This window comes from Calothrix sp. 336/3 (assembly GCF_000734895.2).
In the GTDB taxonomy this organism is placed as follows: domain Bacteria; phylum Cyanobacteriota; class Cyanobacteriia; order Cyanobacteriales; family Nostocaceae; genus 336-3.
The window spans coordinates 454,957-470,174 of sequence record NZ_CP011382.1; the positions used below are offsets into that span (position 1 = coordinate 454,957).

15 protein-coding genes are annotated in these 15,218 nt (G+C 41.3%); 10 read left to right on the forward strand and 5 right to left on the reverse strand.

The genetic code is table 11. From position 1 onward, the window contains the following. Nucleotides 1–130 precede the first annotated feature (130 nt). Together IJ00_RS01890 and IJ00_RS01895 are read left to right on the forward strand one after the other, a co-directional pair. On the forward strand, nt 131–799 hold the full coding sequence (locus IJ00_RS01890) for an N-acetylmannosamine-6-phosphate 2-epimerase (protein ID WP_035158297.1): 669 nt from the start codon (nt 131–133) through the stop codon (nt 797–799). Between the two features lie 815 nt (nt 800–1,614). Continuing rightward, complete coding sequence (locus tag IJ00_RS01895) at nt 1,615–3,198, forward strand: alkaline phosphatase (protein ID WP_035149489.1); 1,584 nt, start codon at nt 1,615–1,617, stop codon at nt 3,196–3,198. 198 nt (nt 3,199–3,396) lie between these two features. Here the strand turns inward: IJ00_RS01895 and IJ00_RS01900 are convergent, their stop codons facing one another. After that, the gene (locus IJ00_RS01900; protein WP_035149490.1) at nt 3,397–3,693 is read right to left on the reverse strand and encodes a hypothetical protein; all 297 of its coding nucleotides are present in this window, start codon (nt 3,691–3,693) and stop codon (nt 3,397–3,399) included. 265 nt (nt 3,694–3,958) lie between these two features. Between IJ00_RS01900 and IJ00_RS01905 the strand changes: the two genes are divergently transcribed. Continuing rightward, nucleotides 3,959–5,452, forward strand: a complete 1,494-nt coding sequence (locus tag IJ00_RS01905; RefSeq protein WP_035149492.1) for a bifunctional UDP-sugar hydrolase/5'-nucleotidase — start codon at nt 3,959–3,961, stop codon at nt 5,450–5,452. 28 nt (nt 5,453–5,480) lie between these two features. Here the strand turns inward: IJ00_RS01905 and IJ00_RS01910 are convergent, their stop codons facing one another. After that, a complete protein-coding gene (locus IJ00_RS01910; RefSeq protein WP_082127407.1) occupies nt 5,481–5,999 on the reverse strand; it encodes a thermonuclease family protein in 519 nt (172 codons plus the stop codon). A 457-nt stretch (nt 6,000–6,456) separates the two neighbouring features. Between IJ00_RS01910 and IJ00_RS01915 the strand changes: the two genes are divergently transcribed. Further along, complete coding sequence (locus tag IJ00_RS01915) at nt 6,457–7,239, forward strand: RNA polymerase sigma factor SigF (RefSeq protein WP_035149496.1); 783 nt, start codon at nt 6,457–6,459, stop codon at nt 7,237–7,239. A gap of 146 nt (nt 7,240–7,385) precedes the next feature. Here the strand turns inward: IJ00_RS01915 and dusA are convergent, their stop codons facing one another. Next, nucleotides 7,386–8,444: a tRNA dihydrouridine(20/20a) synthase DusA gene (gene dusA / locus IJ00_RS01920; RefSeq protein WP_035149499.1), complete on the reverse strand. Its 1,059-nt coding sequence runs from the start codon at nt 8,442–8,444 to the stop codon at nt 7,386–7,388. A 180-nt stretch (nt 8,445–8,624) separates the two neighbouring features. On the opposite strand from dusA, the gene gloB reads away from it, so the two are divergent. From gloB to dnaB, 3 genes are all read left to right on the forward strand, one after another. Next, nucleotides 8,625–9,398 carry a hydroxyacylglutathione hydrolase gene (gloB, locus tag IJ00_RS01925; protein ID WP_035149502.1) on the forward strand — a complete coding sequence of 258 codons (774 nt, stop codon included), beginning with the start codon at nt 8,625–8,627 and terminating at the stop codon, nt 9,396–9,398. A 142-nt stretch (nt 9,399–9,540) separates the two neighbouring features. Further along, on the forward strand, nt 9,541–9,999 hold the full coding sequence (gene rplI, locus IJ00_RS01930; protein ID WP_035149504.1) for a 50S ribosomal protein L9: 459 nt from the start codon (nt 9,541–9,543) through the stop codon (nt 9,997–9,999). Nucleotides 10,000–10,153: 154 nt separating this feature from the next. Continuing rightward, on the forward strand, nt 10,154–11,512 hold the full coding sequence (dnaB, locus tag IJ00_RS01935) for a replicative DNA helicase (RefSeq protein ID WP_035149506.1): 1,359 nt from the start codon (nt 10,154–10,156) through the stop codon (nt 11,510–11,512). Between the two features lie 192 nt (nt 11,513–11,704). Here dnaB and IJ00_RS01940 read toward each other — a convergent pair whose 3' ends face one another. Both IJ00_RS01940 and IJ00_RS01945 read right to left on the reverse strand, forming a co-directional pair. Next, nucleotides 11,705–12,247 carry an FKBP-type peptidyl-prolyl cis-trans isomerase gene (locus IJ00_RS01940; protein ID WP_035149508.1) on the reverse strand — a complete coding sequence of 181 codons (543 nt, stop codon included), beginning with the start codon at nt 12,245–12,247 and terminating at the stop codon, nt 11,705–11,707. A 191-nt stretch (nt 12,248–12,438) separates the two neighbouring features. Continuing rightward, complete coding sequence (locus IJ00_RS01945) at nt 12,439–12,762, reverse strand: phasin family protein (RefSeq protein ID WP_035149510.1); 324 nt, start codon at nt 12,760–12,762, stop codon at nt 12,439–12,441. 237 nt (nt 12,763–12,999) lie between these two features. Here IJ00_RS01945 and IJ00_RS01950 point away from each other — a divergent pair, with 237 nt between their 5' ends. The 3 genes from IJ00_RS01950 (at nt 13,000) to IJ00_RS01955 (ending at nt 15,159) form a co-directional block, all read left to right on the forward strand. Beyond that, nucleotides 13,000–13,314 (forward strand): TIGR03792 family protein, encoded by a 315-nt coding sequence (locus IJ00_RS01950; protein WP_035149512.1) that lies wholly within the window; start codon nt 13,000–13,002, stop codon nt 13,312–13,314. Nucleotides 13,315–13,745: 431 nt separating this feature from the next. Continuing rightward, nucleotides 13,746–13,967, forward strand: coding sequence for a hypothetical protein (locus IJ00_RS29505; RefSeq protein WP_082127237.1), 222 nt, complete (start codon nt 13,746–13,748; stop codon nt 13,965–13,967). Between the two features lie 880 nt (nt 13,968–14,847). Next, on the forward strand, nt 14,848–15,159 hold the full coding sequence (locus IJ00_RS01955) for a DUF6679 family protein (RefSeq protein WP_035149514.1): 312 nt from the start codon (nt 14,848–14,850) through the stop codon (nt 15,157–15,159). The last annotated feature ends 59 nt before the right edge of the window (nt 15,160–15,218 follow it).

Consider the following 15,218-nt stretch of genomic DNA (forward strand, 5'->3'; position numbering starts at 1 on the left):
TATGCATACCTGAGAATATTTAACCGGAAAGTGGGTATTCATGCCGAACAACTTGGAAAAATCCAAAATCCCATCCTTACCTGTGGATATAGGATTTATCATAGTACTGGCAAATTTTCCACCCCTACCCATGATTAACTTTACCAAAGGATTAATAGTTTCCTGCCAAGCTCCCGTGGATTCTCCCTTACATCATCCCATGGTGATTGCAGCTATGGCAGAAGCGGCGGTGAATCAAGGAGCAGTAGGAGTGAGAATTGATACTCCAGCCCACATCAGTGCCGTCAGGGAACGGGTAAAAGTACCAATTATTGGACTATGGAAACAAGTTATCCCCGGAAGCGATGTATATATTACACCTCAGTATCACCACGCAGTGGCAGTGGCAGAAGCCGGAGCGGATATTATTGCCATTGATAGCACCTTGCGATCGCGCCCCGGTGATGAGACATTTGGGGAGATAATTGCCCGCATCCATGGAGATTTAGGTAAGTTGGTAATGGCAGATGTGGATACCATGGAAGCCGCGATCGCAGCCGCCGAGGCAGGGGCTGATATGATTGGTACTACCCTCTTTGGTTATACGGGGGAAACCAAGCACCTCACGCCCCCAGGGTGGGATTTACTGAGTCAAATGGTCGCTAATTTACAGGTTCCTAGTATCTGTGAAGGGGGAGTTGCTACTCCGGAAATGGCGAGAAAAGCTTTAGATTTAGGTGCAGCAGCAGTTGTTGTGGGTACGGCAATTACTGGTATTGATTTATTAGTGCAGGGTTATCAAAGGGCGATAGGTTTTTAGCTCAGGAAAGGAGCGATAGAGCTCCGCTAAAGCGATAGACTTACAGTCCGCTAAAGCGATCGCCAAGAGTGAGAACATTAACTAATTTTCCAGTTTGTTTTCTCTCTAATTAGTTTTATAAGTAATGGCTAATTCTGGTTTTAAATAACTATTTTCGGGGTTATTTTGATTCATTTAACCTAACAATTTGTCATATCAATTTTTATCACTATTTTTTTCGTGCTTAAGTATATTTTTTCATAAAATTATTTTATATATCTTTTTACTTCGGTTTTTACTGCTAAATATTTTTAATAGGCGGTGAATTCAACAATGTGTCAATTAATTTATCCTAAATCTGGCTAATCCAGGTGTTTTCTTATCCCTCGTGAGAAATCCGGGTAATGCGAATTATGCGACTTTCAAGCAATCATTTGTGCTTAATAGAGGCAGAGCGCTAAGAATATCTTTGGATTCCAAAATATTACAAAATATATTTTTCTTCTATTATATCAAGTGTACTTGATTAGTTTCAATCAGCCTAGGTTTATCACGTTAGCGATACGTAACGATACTTTACAAATAAACGGTATTACTAAGCAAATTTAACTTGTTGATAACTGTTTTTTTACTTTTTATACCATTATTCTATGGTAAGTTCCTGTTGGAATTAATGGCTATTCCTGCAATTTGATTACTTGTAGCGCTGATTCTGACTGTATCCTAACCCATACCCGTATTTTCCCCATGACTATCATCTCTGCGGTTTAGTGTATTAATTCCGCGATAAACCTACGGTTTGCTCACGCGAACCCACTCACATCAACAAGAATTTTATGACACTTAACCGTCGTCAGTTTTTAATTAATTCTGCTGTCACTGCTGGTGGAATTATTACCACAGATATACTCTCTCAATCAGGGGTATTTGCCCAAGCTCCTGGGATTATCACTGCGGAAAAAATGCGTCCAGGTATACCCTATGGTGTAGCCTGTGGAGATATTAGCAACAATCGGATTGTGATTTGGAGTCGTAGCGATCGCCCTGCTCGCTTAGTAGTAGAATACTCACCCTTTGAGAATTTTCGCCGCGCACGTCGTGTATTTGGTTCCTATGCTTTGGAAGCAAACGACTATACTGCCAGGGTGAACCTAGAAGGATTACCCGCAGGTCAACAGATATTCTACCGCGTCAGCTTCCAAGATTTAGGCTACACAAGAGTTTACAGCAACACAGTCAAAGGTACTTTCCGCACACCATCTCCATTCCCTAAAGATATCTTCTTTGCCTGGTCTGGGGATACTGCTGGACAGGGTTGGGGTATTAATCCTGACTTTGGGGGCATGAAAATCTACGAAACCATGCGGAAATTAAAGCCCGACTTTTTCATCCATTCTGGCGATAACATCTATGCTGATAATCCCATTCAGTCCGAAGTTAAACTAGATGATGGCAGTATTTGGAAAAATATTACCATTCCGGAAAAGTCAAAAGTTGCGGAAACCCTGGCAGAATTCCGAGGTAACTACAAATACAACTTGATGGATGAAAACATCAAAAGATTTAACGCAGAGGTTCCCCTATTGGTGCAGTGGGATGATCATGAAGTCACCAACAATTGGTATCCCTCTGAAGTACTTCTGAGCGATAACCGTTATACAGTCAAAGAGGTAGATATTTTAGCCAAGCGTGCTAGACAGGCATTTTTAGAATATATGCCAATTCGCTTCCAAAAAAATGACCTAGAGAAAACAAAAATCTACCGCTCCTTCCAATACAGCCCCCTATTAGATATTTTCATGTTAGATGAACGTACCTATCGGGGAATCAATTCACCCAACAATCAACCTGTACAAAGTGAAGAAACCAAATTTTTAGGCAGCAAGCAAATCCAGTGGATTAAAAATCAATTATTGCAATCCAATGCAACCTGGAAAGTTATTGCTAGCGACATGCCTTTAGGTTTGGTTGTTGCTGATGGTAGCACCGATTTTGAGGCTTGGGCAAATGGTGATGGAATAGCTTTAGGTCGAGAATTAGAACTAGCTGATTTACTCAAATTTATCAAACAAAATGACATCAAGAATGTGGTTTGGTTAACTGCTGATGTACATTACGCGGCTGCCCATTATTATGACCCCAACAAAGCCCAGTTTCAAGACTTCAAACCCTTCTGGGAATTTGTTGCTGGACCCCTAAATTCTGGTACCTTTGGACCCAATAAGTTAGATAATACCTTCGGTCCCCAGGTAAAATTTATCAGTATTCCAGAGGGAATGAAAGCCAATCGTCCTCCCAGTGATGGTTTACAATTTTTCGGAACAGTCAAAATTGATGCTGCCACTTCAGTGATGACAGTTGCTCTGTATAACCAGGAAGGGAAGGTACTTTATAGCATTGATTTGCCACCAGAAGTGTAAGGGTATTTTTGATAATGGGGAATGGGAGAAACCGCGTGTAGCAAGTCTACAGGATAAATGAAAAATGTTTGCCCTTCCCCTTTCCCCAAATCCCACCCCAAGCAAAAATAAATTGATTCAAATGTTTAGCCAGAATAATTGCAAAATTAACCTTTTGACACTATCCAACTATCACAGTAGTTAGAATAAGTACCAGTTTTAACTGCTGGGGAAACAGGTAGATTCAGATGCTTTGGGTTGTTGCCATAGGATGAGTTGTAATTGAGAACAATAGAAAGCTCCACTCATGATTTCATCTGGGTTATTAGCTATCCAATCATAAATTTGTGTAGCTTTGGCTAATGCCACTTTTTCAGAACGATAAAGCCGAGGAGTGGGGCAGTAGGCTTTACCATCAATATGTATGGCTGCAATCTGCCAATAATCGCTGTATTCACCCTCTGGTATAACTTCTACAAACCCATTATCGTAAGGCTGAATGATTCCGATGTTCATCTCTTTAAATGAAGGGGATAAGAGAGATACCAGCTATACAAGGGAAGATAAGCTGGAGTTGTGAGAGGATACCGTAGCAACCCCCTACTAATGATTTTGTGTCTGTGACCGATGAAAATCTGAATTATTGGTCACTTTTTGACTTGATTCCAGATTTTTCGCTAAAATCCTCACCCATACTGGGGAATTCCAGGGTTAGGTAATCTAGAAAACATCATTTCGAGTAAAATCAATTCCGTAGATTAGGAGTTGTTTTTAGCTAAATATGAAACTTACTTGTAAGGGATATAGTGTATTTTTACCAGTGTTGGCAGCAGTAACCTTTACTACCCCAGCCTGGGCAGAAATCGTGAATATTAACCTGCTGCACCTGAACGATATTTACGAAATTACGCCTGTAGAAGGGGGGACTCGCGGTGGTTTAGCTCGTGTGGCAACCCTACGACAGGAACTGTACAAGACTAATCCCCGCACCTATACTATGTTCGCGGGAGATGCTTTTAGCCCTTCAGCCTTGGGAACTGCCAAAATTAATGGTATACCCCTAGCAGGTCAGCAAATGGTTGCTGTGATGAATGCTTTGGGAATGAATTATGGGACTTTTGGTAATCACGAATTTGACTTACCGGAAAACTTTTTTTATCAAAGATTACAAGAATCTCGGTTTCGCTGGATTTCTAGTAATGTATCTGATAGCACAGGAAAACCATTTAAAAATGTTCCCCGCTCCCTAGTATTTAATGTTAAAGGCGATCGCGGCTCTGTGGTAAAAGTGGGATTAATTGGTGTCACCCTTGATAGTAATCGACCGAAGTATGTCAGTTACACCGATCCGATTGCCACAGCGAAACAGCAGGTGCAAGCACTCAAGGGAAAAGTTGATATTATAGTCGCTCTGACCCATTTAGCAATGGAAGATGACCGCAAACTCGCGGAAACCGTACCCGAAATTGATATAATTTTGGGTGGTCATGAACATGAAAATATTCAACAGTGGCGAGGTCGAGATTTTACGCCAATTTTTAAAGCCGATGCCAATGCACGTACAGTTTATGTTCACCAATTGAGTTACGATACTATCAAAAAAAGCCTCGCTATTAACTCCCGACTAGTACCAATTACTGATAAGATTCCCGATGAGCCAAAAACTGCCAAGATAATCAAGCAATGGCTGGAACGAGGGTATCAAGCATTTCGCACTAACGGATTTGAACCCAATCAGGAAATAGGAAAACTACCATTTGCCTTAGATGGTTTAGAATCGAGTGTCCGCAACCAATCTACTCAACTCACACAATTAATTGCGGAAGCGATGTTACAAGAAGTACCTGATGCAGACTTAGCTATATTTAATGGTGGTTCAATTCGCATTGATGATGTGATTCCACCAGGAGTTATTACTCAGTATGATGTGATTCGGATGCTACCTTTTGGTGGTAAAGTTGTCGTGATTGAAATTAGTGGCGCGCTTTTACAGAGAGTATTAAATCAAGGATTAGCCAATAAAGGTAGTGGTGGCTATTTGCAAACAGCAAAAGTTACTCAGGAGGCAAATTCTAGAAATTGGTTGATTCGAGGTAAATCCCTTGATTCTCAACGCACTTACAAAATCGCAATTAATGACTTCTTGATTAGCGGTAAAGAAAAAGGATTAGATTTTTTAAATCTTCAACAACCAGGGATTAAACTGATTAGCGAAAAACGGGATATTCGTTTTGTGATGATTGACCAGTTGAAGCGTCAAGCAACTCCTAATTAAAATCTACAGTAGTTTGGAGGCAAATCAGCTAACCTGACTTTTTATTCAAACTGCGATATTCCCAAGGTTTAGTAAACTTCGAGTCGCCCCACACACCACGTTTTTTTTGTTGCGCTTCTGTTTCTGCCGCTTCAATGATATCCCGACTCGGACATTTATTCAGGTATGGACGATATACCAGAGCTAAACCTTCTCTGACTAGGACTTCTTGGGCAAATGTACCATTAGATGTCCGCACTTCTGCAACTTTGCGCCCATAGCGATCGCTATCTGTGATGGTAAGTTTGACGCGATCGCCACCTTGTTTTACTAGACTTTCCAATTTCTGTTGTGCTTTCTCACCCCAAGCAAATTGATTGCGATCGCTAGTGCGTTTACTCTCCCTTTCCTTACGCGAATGGGGAACTTCTGGTGCATCAATACAGGCAAACCGCACCGTCAAATCCTTACCCTGCTCATCTTTCACCGTCAGAGTATCACCATCACTAACACGTTTAACAACCTCACCACCAGGGGAAAATAACAGGTTACACCCGGCAATATTCATACAGATAATTGTAATCAGAAAACCAATTAAACCCCGTTTACTTAATTTCACAGGATGTCGCCAGAATAAACTCACTTTGCAATCAACATCCTAGCATCCCATATCAAGTGTGAAACCAATTCATAATACCCTGTTCCGCAAAGAGCTACGCTCCGCCCTAAAACTTGCACATTGAAGCTTGCCAATCTCTAGGAAAATGCTTTTTCTCCCTGCTTCCTGATAACAACTATTCCACCATTCCGATTACCCGACTTCTATCCCTTATAACCTCTGTAAGTCCGCGTAATTTTAATGCAATAGGTGTAAATACGGAAACGCGGAGCCTCACCCCTCATAAGTTCCGTAAATCAACGAATGGTATCTAAGTGCGCACTTTTAGAAAATAAGTACATCTTTGACGACAGTTTACGCAACTCCGTTTTTTCGGGAAAAGGAGTTACTTTTAAAGGATATATATATGGCAGTAAGTCAGTCCTCTATGCGGTCTGATGGTATGGAACTATTGCAGTTATATCATCAGAATCCCTCGATTAAACTCCGTAATCAACTAGTACAATTACATACCGGTTTAGTACGAAAGATGGCTCATAAGTTTAGCCACCAATGTAATGAGCCCTACGAAGACTTAGAACAAATTGGTTACTTTGGTCTAATTCGAGCCATTGAACGCTTCGACCCCAGCCAGGGCTATGCTTTTAGCTCCTTTGCTGTTCCCTATATTCGCGGTGAAATGCTGCACTTTTTGCGCGATCGCAGTACCCTGTTAAAGATTCCCCGTCGTTGGCAAGAACTCTATAACGAAGGGCAAAAAGTCCGCAAAGAATTAGCCGAATCCCTTGGTCGTCCCCCCAAGGACTCAGAAATTGCTAAGGAACTCAAAGTCTCTGTTCAAGAATGGCAAGAAACTAAATTAGCAGCCCAAAACCGGATGCCCTTGAGCTTAGATGCTACCGTAGTCAATCATGTTGACTGTCAAGTAACTCTGGGCGAAGCTTTACCCTGTCCTCGTTCTACTTCCCAGCAACATCAAGACGAAGAACGGCAACAATTGCAAGGGGCAATTAATTTGTTAGAAGAAAAACCCCGCATGGCAGTGGAAATGGTATTCCTCAAAGAACTGTCTCGCAAGGATGCAGCGAAAAATATCGGCACCAGTCCCATGACTGTCACTCGCTATCTGCAAAAAGGTATTAACGACTTGATGTCTATCCTCCAACATCAAGCTGTAACTACAGCCTAGGAAAGATTTATCCATTTACCTCCCTAGCTGTCAAACAAAAAAATTTAGTATCATCAGCAACAAAAGTTTTAACTAAGAATTGATAGATGAATTTGTCAAACCTAGACTGTATCTAGATTTTATTCATCTCAAATTTTCCATTTGACCTATAATTCCCTTCCCACAAGGTTTACGGTTTCCATCATTGCTGCTGTACTACAGTCAGGAATCTGCTCTAAAGCTTCGCGGATAACTTCTACACCAGCTCCAGATTGGCAGGAATGCTCTGTTAAATGGCGCTTCCAGATTCTACTTCCTGGTTGCCCAGCAAATAATTGCAGCATATGCCGACTAATTTTATTGAGTTTTAAACCTTTTTTCACCCAGATATCAATATATTCAAACATGGCAGTCGCAACTTCTTGGCGACTAGGTACTTTGCTATTCGCGGCAAAAATTTCTGCATCTGCCATTGCAAATAGGTATGGATAGTCATAGGCTGCTCGTCCAATCATCACAGCGTCAACAAAACTTAATTGTTGTTTAACTTCTGCCAAACTGTTAAAACCACCGTTAATTTCAATCAACAGTTGGGGAAAATCCTGCTTGAGACGATGAACATCCCCATAACGCAGGGGGGGGATATCACGGTTTTCTTTCGGACTTAACCCTTGTAACCACGCTTTGCGAGCATGGACAGTGAAGCGTTGGCAGCCTGTTTGTGAGACAATTTGTACAAAGTTACTCATATCCTCGTAACGGTCAAGCTCATCAATCCCGATGCGATGCTTGACACTCACAGGGATAGAAGTTGCGTTTAACATGGCAGCCACACAGTCGGCAACTTTTTGGGGTTGTGCCATCAAACAAGCTCCAAAGTTACCATCTTGGACTCGACTACTCGGACAACCGACATTCAGGTTAATCTCGTCGTAACCCATACCCTCGGCAATACGGGAGCATTCAGCTAATTCTTGGGGATTATCTCCTCCTACCTGTAATACTAAAGGTTTTTCTATTGGGGAAAACCCAAGTAAATGTTCTCTATCCCCATGGATAATAGCTGCACTCGTCACCATTTCTGTGTAGAGTAGGGTGTGTCGAGTGATTTGCCGCATAAAATAACGAAAATGTCGGTCTGTGCGATCCATCATGGGTGCAACACTCAGAGGATAGTAACTCTGATTGGCTGATGGGGTGAGGGTAAGGGAAGAAAAAGCAGTCATCCGATTGGGGATTGGGGATTAATTCCAGGCTTCTGGGGGAGATGTATCTATCTCCGTATATTTAGTATTCCCCAAAATTTGCCGGAAATACTTTCTCATAGAAAAAATTCCTCCAACCAGCGCTATCCCAATATTCTGTGACGGCAAATTACCTGAATTATCCCTCAATCTCGAACAGCAATGCAGATATTTCGTCTTCCAGTGCTAACTGATAATTATATTTTTCTCCTTTATGATCAGTCCCAGGGGACTGCTGCGGTGGTTGATCCCGCAGAGGGGAAACCTGTTTTAGATAAGCTGAATGAGCTGCAAGCAGACTTGGTCGCAATTTTTAATACCCACCATCATTATGATCATGTGGGAGGCAATCAGGAATTACTGGCGAAATTTCCCCAAGCTCAAGTATATGGAGGTGCGGAAGATCGGGGTAGGATTCCGGGACAACAGATATTTTTAGTAGATGGCGATCGCGTGACTTTTGCCCATAGAACCGCCGAAATTCTCTTTGTTCCTGGACATACTCGCGCCCATATCGCCTACTATTTTCCCCCAGAAACTGCCGATGGCACGGGGGAATTATTCTGTGGTGATACCCTATTTGCCGGTGGTTGTGGTCGCTTGTTTGAAGGAACACCGCAGCAGATGGTTAATTCCCTGAGTAAATTTTTGGCTTTACCCGATAATACGCGGGTTTGGTGTGCCCATGAGTATACTTTAAACAACCTGCGCTTTGCTGTGACTGTAGATGGGGAGAATCCCGAATTGCAACAAAGATACACCGCAGTACAAGCATCCCGAAGTCGAGGAGAAGCCACAATTCCCTCAATTTTGGGGGTAGAGAAACAGACAAATCCATTTTTACGCTGGCAAGAACCAAAATTACAATTGGCAATGAACAGTGATGAACCGATACAGACTTTTGCCAGACTCCGGGGAATGAAAGATAAATTTTAGTAGTCAAAAGGGTTGCGATCGCCCCAAGAATTTCGCTAGGATCACAAAGCTCTATTCAGTCATCCATAGCTGAATTACAGCTAGTTGAGCTGATTATCCTCTATAAATAGAAGAGGAAAATTGGGATTTCACAGGAAAAACAATGGCGAAACGTATACAGTTAGTATTGAATCAAGATATCAGCAAACTGGGTAGAAATGGTGACTTGGTAGAAGTTGCACCTGGTTATGCACGGAATTATCTCCTCCCTAAAAAAATGGCAACTTTTGCCACCCCCGGTTTGCTCAAACAAGTTGAGCGTCGTCGGGAATTAGAACGCCAACGTCAATTAGAATTGAAGCAACAAGCACAAGAGCAACAAGCTACCTTGGAAAAAGCTACTGGCTTGAAAATTGCCAAACAAGTTGGCGAAAATGAAGCGATTTTTGGTACTGTCACCACCCAAGACATTGTTGATGCGATTAAAGCAGCAATCAACCTGGAAATCGACAAACGCGGTATTACCATCCCCGACATCGGTAAGTTGGGTACTTACGAAGCAGAAATTAAGTTACATTCGGAAGTCACAGCCAAAATTAACATCGAAGTCATCGCTAGTTAATCAGCTTAGGTAATGGGTAATGGGTATTAGGTAATAGGTAATGGGTATTAGGTAATAGGTAATGGGTAATACTGCTCCCTGCTCCCTGCTCCCTTCACCCTTTCCCCTCCCCCTTAACCCTTAACCCTTCCCCCTTTCCCTATTAAAAAAACCTATGTCTGAGGAATTAAGTTTTCAGAGTGATGGTAGCGATCGCGTACCTCCCCAAAATATTGAAGCGGAAGAGGCAATTTTAGGTGGTATACTCCTAGACCCAGAGGCTATCGGTCGCATCAATGATATCCTCTCCCCCGAAGCATTCTATATATTTGCCCATAAAGAAATTTACCAAGCTACCCAGCGTCTCCACAGTCAAGGAAAACCCACAGATTTACTATCCGTAACTAGTTGGCTATCTGACCATGATTTATTAACTAAAATTGGTGGCAGAAATAAATTAGCATCCCTCGTAGATCGCACGGTTTCAGCTGTAAATATTGACTCCCTAGCACAGCTTGTCACCGAAAAATATTTACGACGACAATTAATTAAAGCTGGGAATGAAATTGTTCAACTAGGATTTACCACCGAAACCGAATTACCCCTGGTTCTTGATGAAGCAGAACAAAAAGTTTTTGCCATCACCCAAGAAAAACCTCAATCAGGTTTAGTACATATATCAGATACTTTAATTAATAATTTTCAAGAAATTGAAGCTCGAAATCAAGGAGTTGCCTTACCAGGAATTCCCTGCGGTTTCTATGATTTAGATGCCATGACCAGTGGCTTTCAACGCTCAGATTTAATCATTGTTGCTGGTAGACCATCCATGGGAAAAACAGCATTTTGTTTGAACCTGGCTCACAATATTGCCGCATCCTATAAATTACCAGTGGCTGTTTTTAGTTTAGAAATGTCTAAGGAACAATTAGTTCAAAGATTATTAGCAGCAGAAGCAGGAATTGAAAGCCAATATTTACGCAGTGGCAGACTGAGTCAAACCCAATGGGAACCCTTAAGTAGGGCGATTGGGGTACTCTCTGAAATGCCAATTTTTATTGATGATACTCCTAATATTACTGTTACGGAAATGCGTTCCCAAGCACGCAGATTACAAGCTGAGATTGGAGCCGATTTAGGCTTAATTGTGATTGATTATCTGCAATTAATGGAGGGTGCAGGAGATAATCGGGTGCAAGAATTATCGAGGATTACTCGTAGTATTAAAGGTTTAGCTAGGGAATTATCCGTTCCCGTAATTGCCCTATCTCAGTTAAGTCGTGGTGTGGAAGCACGCACAAATAAACGTCCCATGCTATCAGATTTGAGAGAATCCGGCAGTATAGAACAAGATGCGGATTTAGTAATTATGTTATATAGAGATGATTACTATAATAGTGACAGTCCCGATCGCGGCATTGCGGAAGTGATTATTGCCAAACATCGGAATGGACCCACAGGAACCGTCAAACTTTTATTTGACCCACAATATACAAAGTTTAAGAACTTAGTGAATAATGCTCGGAATTTTTGAGGTAACGGGTAATGGGCAACAATTAATAAAATTTAACCCTTTGAATCTTACAAATATACAGCTAAGAACAATGGGATTTCTTGCAACTACATCTAAAAAATCTTGACTTGTTGTGAGAAAAGTAAATTTTTTAGGTCTTATGAGAATGCTGCAAAATTACGAATTAACTTATCACCCATAACCCATTACGTACTAATTAACCTTGATTAATTCCACATCAAAGATGAGGGTTGCGTAGGGGGGAATCACACCACCTGCACCACGCGCACCATAACCTAATTCGGAAGGAATAATTAGCTGACGCTTACCACCAACTTTCATGGTGCTAAGTCCTTCATCCCAACCTTTGATAACTTGTCCAGTACCAATGGCAAAGCTAAAAGGACGATTGCGATCGCGGGAACTATCAAATTTAGTCCCGTCTTCTAAAGTACCAGTATAGTGAACCGTGACGGTTTGTCCTGGTTGGGGAGTCGCACCAGTACCCTCTTCGATTTCGATATATTTCAATCCAGAGGATGTAGTGACGACATTCGCATCAGACATGGGTTTACTCGCTATTAAAGTGTTCTGTTTGTTCTCTTGTTTGCTTTCTGTAACAGTAGTGGGTGCTGGTGTGGGTTTTGACAATTGCGCCGCCACAGCAGTATCTTGTTTACCGCCGGTAATTTGCGCCACTACCAAAACCACAACACAAATCAGCATGATACCCACGCTGAAAAAAATCGCTTTCAATTTAACAGTCCTCCTACGTAGGTGGTCTGGATAATGAGGATTACCAGTAGGACAAAACTTAGTTTAAAGCAGAAAGGGGATGAATGGTTAGAAGCAGGAAGAAACGAGAAAGGGTTTTTCTGTTAACTATTACCCCTTCAACTTACTTCGGTACAAGTCGCTTATGGTGGTAAGCATTCCCCATTCCCACGCTATTTCCACAATTTATTTTCCAAATCCCTGACTTGACGCTCTAGGCGGTCAATTCTACCACGCAGTTCATCGACTTCCGATTGACGTGCCACACCAATATCTTGCATCATGTTCCGCAGTTGCCGTTGCATATTCACCTCCCAATTGCCCTGATCCGACTTCATCTGTTTGAGAACATCGTCCATGACTGCCTTGGCTTGGTCTGGGTTGAGTTTACCATCTTGCACTAATTGGTCACTGACTTCTTTGATTTTTTCTGCCATCAAGGAAGTTGTACCTAAACCTAGCATTAATAACTGTTGCATCCAATTGTTATTATCCATACTGTTTTTCCTAAATGATGTTCAACCACAGAACCCTCAGAATTCAGGGAAGGGTAAAGGTCAAAGAAAAATCCTGTTCCTTTATCCTTGGTGAAAAATTTGTTTTCTAAGAGGTCTATTCTGAAAATGTTAGCGATAAGCCAAAGGCTTGACGCTGTGAGTATCGCGGTATGCTAAAAGCATAATTACTTCAGCCTACTGTTCTATTCTGACAAACGTAAATGGGGAATTAAAAGTGTGGTTATTGAGCAATTAAAGGTGAAAGTACCGCCCAATATGCGGGAAAAGTACATTCAAGTGGATGCAGAAATCTGGACAACTGCACTCTCCCGTTATCCTGGGTTCTTAAGCAAGGAAGTCTGGATTAACCCTAATGACAACACGGAGATAGTCATGGTCATTAAATGGGAAACTAGGAAACAATGGAAAGCTATTCCGGAAGCAGAGTTAGCTGCTATTGATGCTCAGTTTACCAAAGTTCTAGGTACAGCCTATCCCTTGACGGAATCTTCAGAGTTTCAGGTGCGAAAATTTCCTTCAGTCAAGCCTTGATACGACAAACATTCCTACTGAGTCGAAATAATTATAAGTAAATATACTGATATTTTCTTCTAAGAATAATGTCAAATAAGTCAGATTTTTTAAGTAGTAGCAGGAATTGATTTTTCTGAATTCACTTTGTTGGAGGGATTTGCAAATTCCGAGAAATATTCCTAGATTCTCGGTAGCAGAATTTGTACTCCCATCTACAATCTCAATTTCATCGCAGGCTCCATTCCTGTTTTTATCTGAAATCAACTCTTCTCTTGTGTATTAAATACTGCTTTATATATACGCCTATACTCGCACAGTCAGTGTGATTTAAGTCACAAATATACTGAGATAACAATCACTATGAGTTACTGATCTGTATCAATCAATGCAGTATTAATTTCTTAGATATTGGTTAAAGAAACAATTCCCCAAATTATGTTTTAATCACAATGATTCGCTCACTTATTGAATCTGCTTTTGAGACAGGGTGTTTAAGCGTAGAATCCGAAGGGCTTCTGCATCAGGTATTGATGACAAAAAGCTATAATTCCGAAGATTTATTGGCATTAAAAGCGCTATCTGAGGCGGTAAAGGCGGGTAGGATTAAGCGAGAAGCTTCTAGAAAAAACCAGTTAATAGAATTCATGGCTGATTCTGGGAGTATTTCCTGAAGATTTTCTGTTAGCGATCGCCTGAAAGGCGGGTTGTAAGCCTATCGTCCTACTCCTTCCCCGTGAGTGTTCCCTTTGCACTTAGATATTCAGTTAAGCCCCATCACAATACCCGCAAGGCTTTACCAGAGGCTAATTGTCGCTCTCACCCTAGCCAAAATCTTTAGCTAATGTAACTTCTGTAATTAATATTGGAAATTTTGGCATTGCCTGATAATATCAGCATCTGGGTGAAACATTATCCCTACAACATCAACCTGAAAAGTATATTCGGTCAAGGTTTCACAATCTGATATCTCCAATTGCCAATTCCCAAGCCAAAATTCAGTTTAATTTTCTTGATGCTACCTTGAAGAGGCATTAACTGAGAAGATTTTGGCTTCTATCTGAAAAACTTACAGTCTTGTGACCTAAAAATATGAAGGTCAGCAAGAGAATAAGCTAATATCAAATACATAGGGGTAAATGTTAAAGCCCAACCCCCAAACTTCCCAGCGATGCCAATGAATACAAGTAGGCAACTTAAACAACCGCAAATCAAGATTGTTCTCAAGTATCTTTTATTACATAATGGTAATCAGGACACATCAACAACTTGTGGTCTGCTCAGGTCTAACCCTCGATCATATGACTTCTCTGAAGTTAATATCCTTTGAGTATCCTGAGCTGGTATAGAGTTGAGAAGGTGCAGTAACTGTAACCTCCATGATCCAAGGTTTATCTAAAAACTATAATTAAATCTTTCAATAAGTTTTTAAGACCTGGGTCGTTTTCAGTACTCTTAAAGGTTTATTGCAAAAACCTAGAAAAAGTACTAAATACTGGGGTAAAACCTAGATGTTGACAGATTTCACTAAGTTTAAAAAGGCAGAAGCTGTAGATGCTACACCGCAAGATTTATCAACTTTGTTGCGATGGGCGAGAGGTATGTATTTTCTTGCGGGACCAGCAACGCTGGATCGAACGTGCCCGCATCACCGACATAGAGGGAGATTTAGTCACTCTACGTTATGAAACAGAGGAAGAAGATGAAACTTGTTCTTGGGAAGAAATGGTGCGCCTTGAAAGTATTGGTGCTGTAACACAGAAATTAGCTTCAGTACCACGGGGCAACGTAGAACCATTATTAACAGAAGACTGTCCTGAGGCGGAACGTATCCGCAATCACTTTACTGACTCTAATCCAGAGTAATTGACTTCTGACAGAAGCCAGGGAAAAGGTGAAAGGGGAAAGGGTGAAAGGGTTTGCCT

What these genes read in the sequence shown, in the direction of transcription:
- IJ00_RS01955 (WP_035149514.1), top strand. Translation starts at nt 14,848, where the DNA reads ATGCTACACCGCAAGATTTATCAACTTTGTTGCGATGGGCGAGAGGTA.
- IJ00_RS01910 (WP_082127407.1), bottom strand. Translation starts at nt 5,999, where the DNA reads ATGAATATTGCCGGGTGTAACCTGTTATTTTCCCCTGGTGGTGAGGTT.
- IJ00_RS29505 (WP_082127237.1), top strand. Translation starts at nt 13,746, where the DNA reads ATGATTCGCTCACTTATTGAATCTGCTTTTGAGACAGGGTGTTTAAGC.
- rplI (WP_035149504.1), top strand. Translation starts at nt 9,541, where the DNA reads ATGGCGAAACGTATACAGTTAGTATTGAATCAAGATATCAGCAAACTG.
- gloB (WP_035149502.1), top strand. Translation starts at nt 8,625, where the DNA reads ATGCAGATATTTCGTCTTCCAGTGCTAACTGATAATTATATTTTTCTC.
- IJ00_RS01895 (WP_035149489.1), top strand. Translation starts at nt 1,615, where the DNA reads ATGACACTTAACCGTCGTCAGTTTTTAATTAATTCTGCTGTCACTGCT.
- IJ00_RS01915 (WP_035149496.1), top strand. Translation starts at nt 6,457, where the DNA reads ATGGCAGTAAGTCAGTCCTCTATGCGGTCTGATGGTATGGAACTATTG.
- IJ00_RS01945 (WP_035149510.1), bottom strand. Translation starts at nt 12,762, where the DNA reads ATGGATAATAACAATTGGATGCAACAGTTATTAATGCTAGGTTTAGGT.
- IJ00_RS01890 (WP_035158297.1), top strand. Translation starts at nt 131, where the DNA reads ATGATTAACTTTACCAAAGGATTAATAGTTTCCTGCCAAGCTCCCGTG.
- dnaB (WP_035149506.1), top strand. Translation starts at nt 10,154, where the DNA reads ATGTCTGAGGAATTAAGTTTTCAGAGTGATGGTAGCGATCGCGTACCT.
- dusA (WP_035149499.1), bottom strand. Translation starts at nt 8,444, where the DNA reads ATGACTGCTTTTTCTTCCCTTACCCTCACCCCATCAGCCAATCAGAGT.
- IJ00_RS01905 (WP_035149492.1), top strand. Translation starts at nt 3,959, where the DNA reads ATGAAACTTACTTGTAAGGGATATAGTGTATTTTTACCAGTGTTGGCA.
- IJ00_RS01900 (WP_035149490.1), bottom strand. Translation starts at nt 3,693, where the DNA reads ATGAACATCGGAATCATTCAGCCTTACGATAATGGGTTTGTAGAAGTT.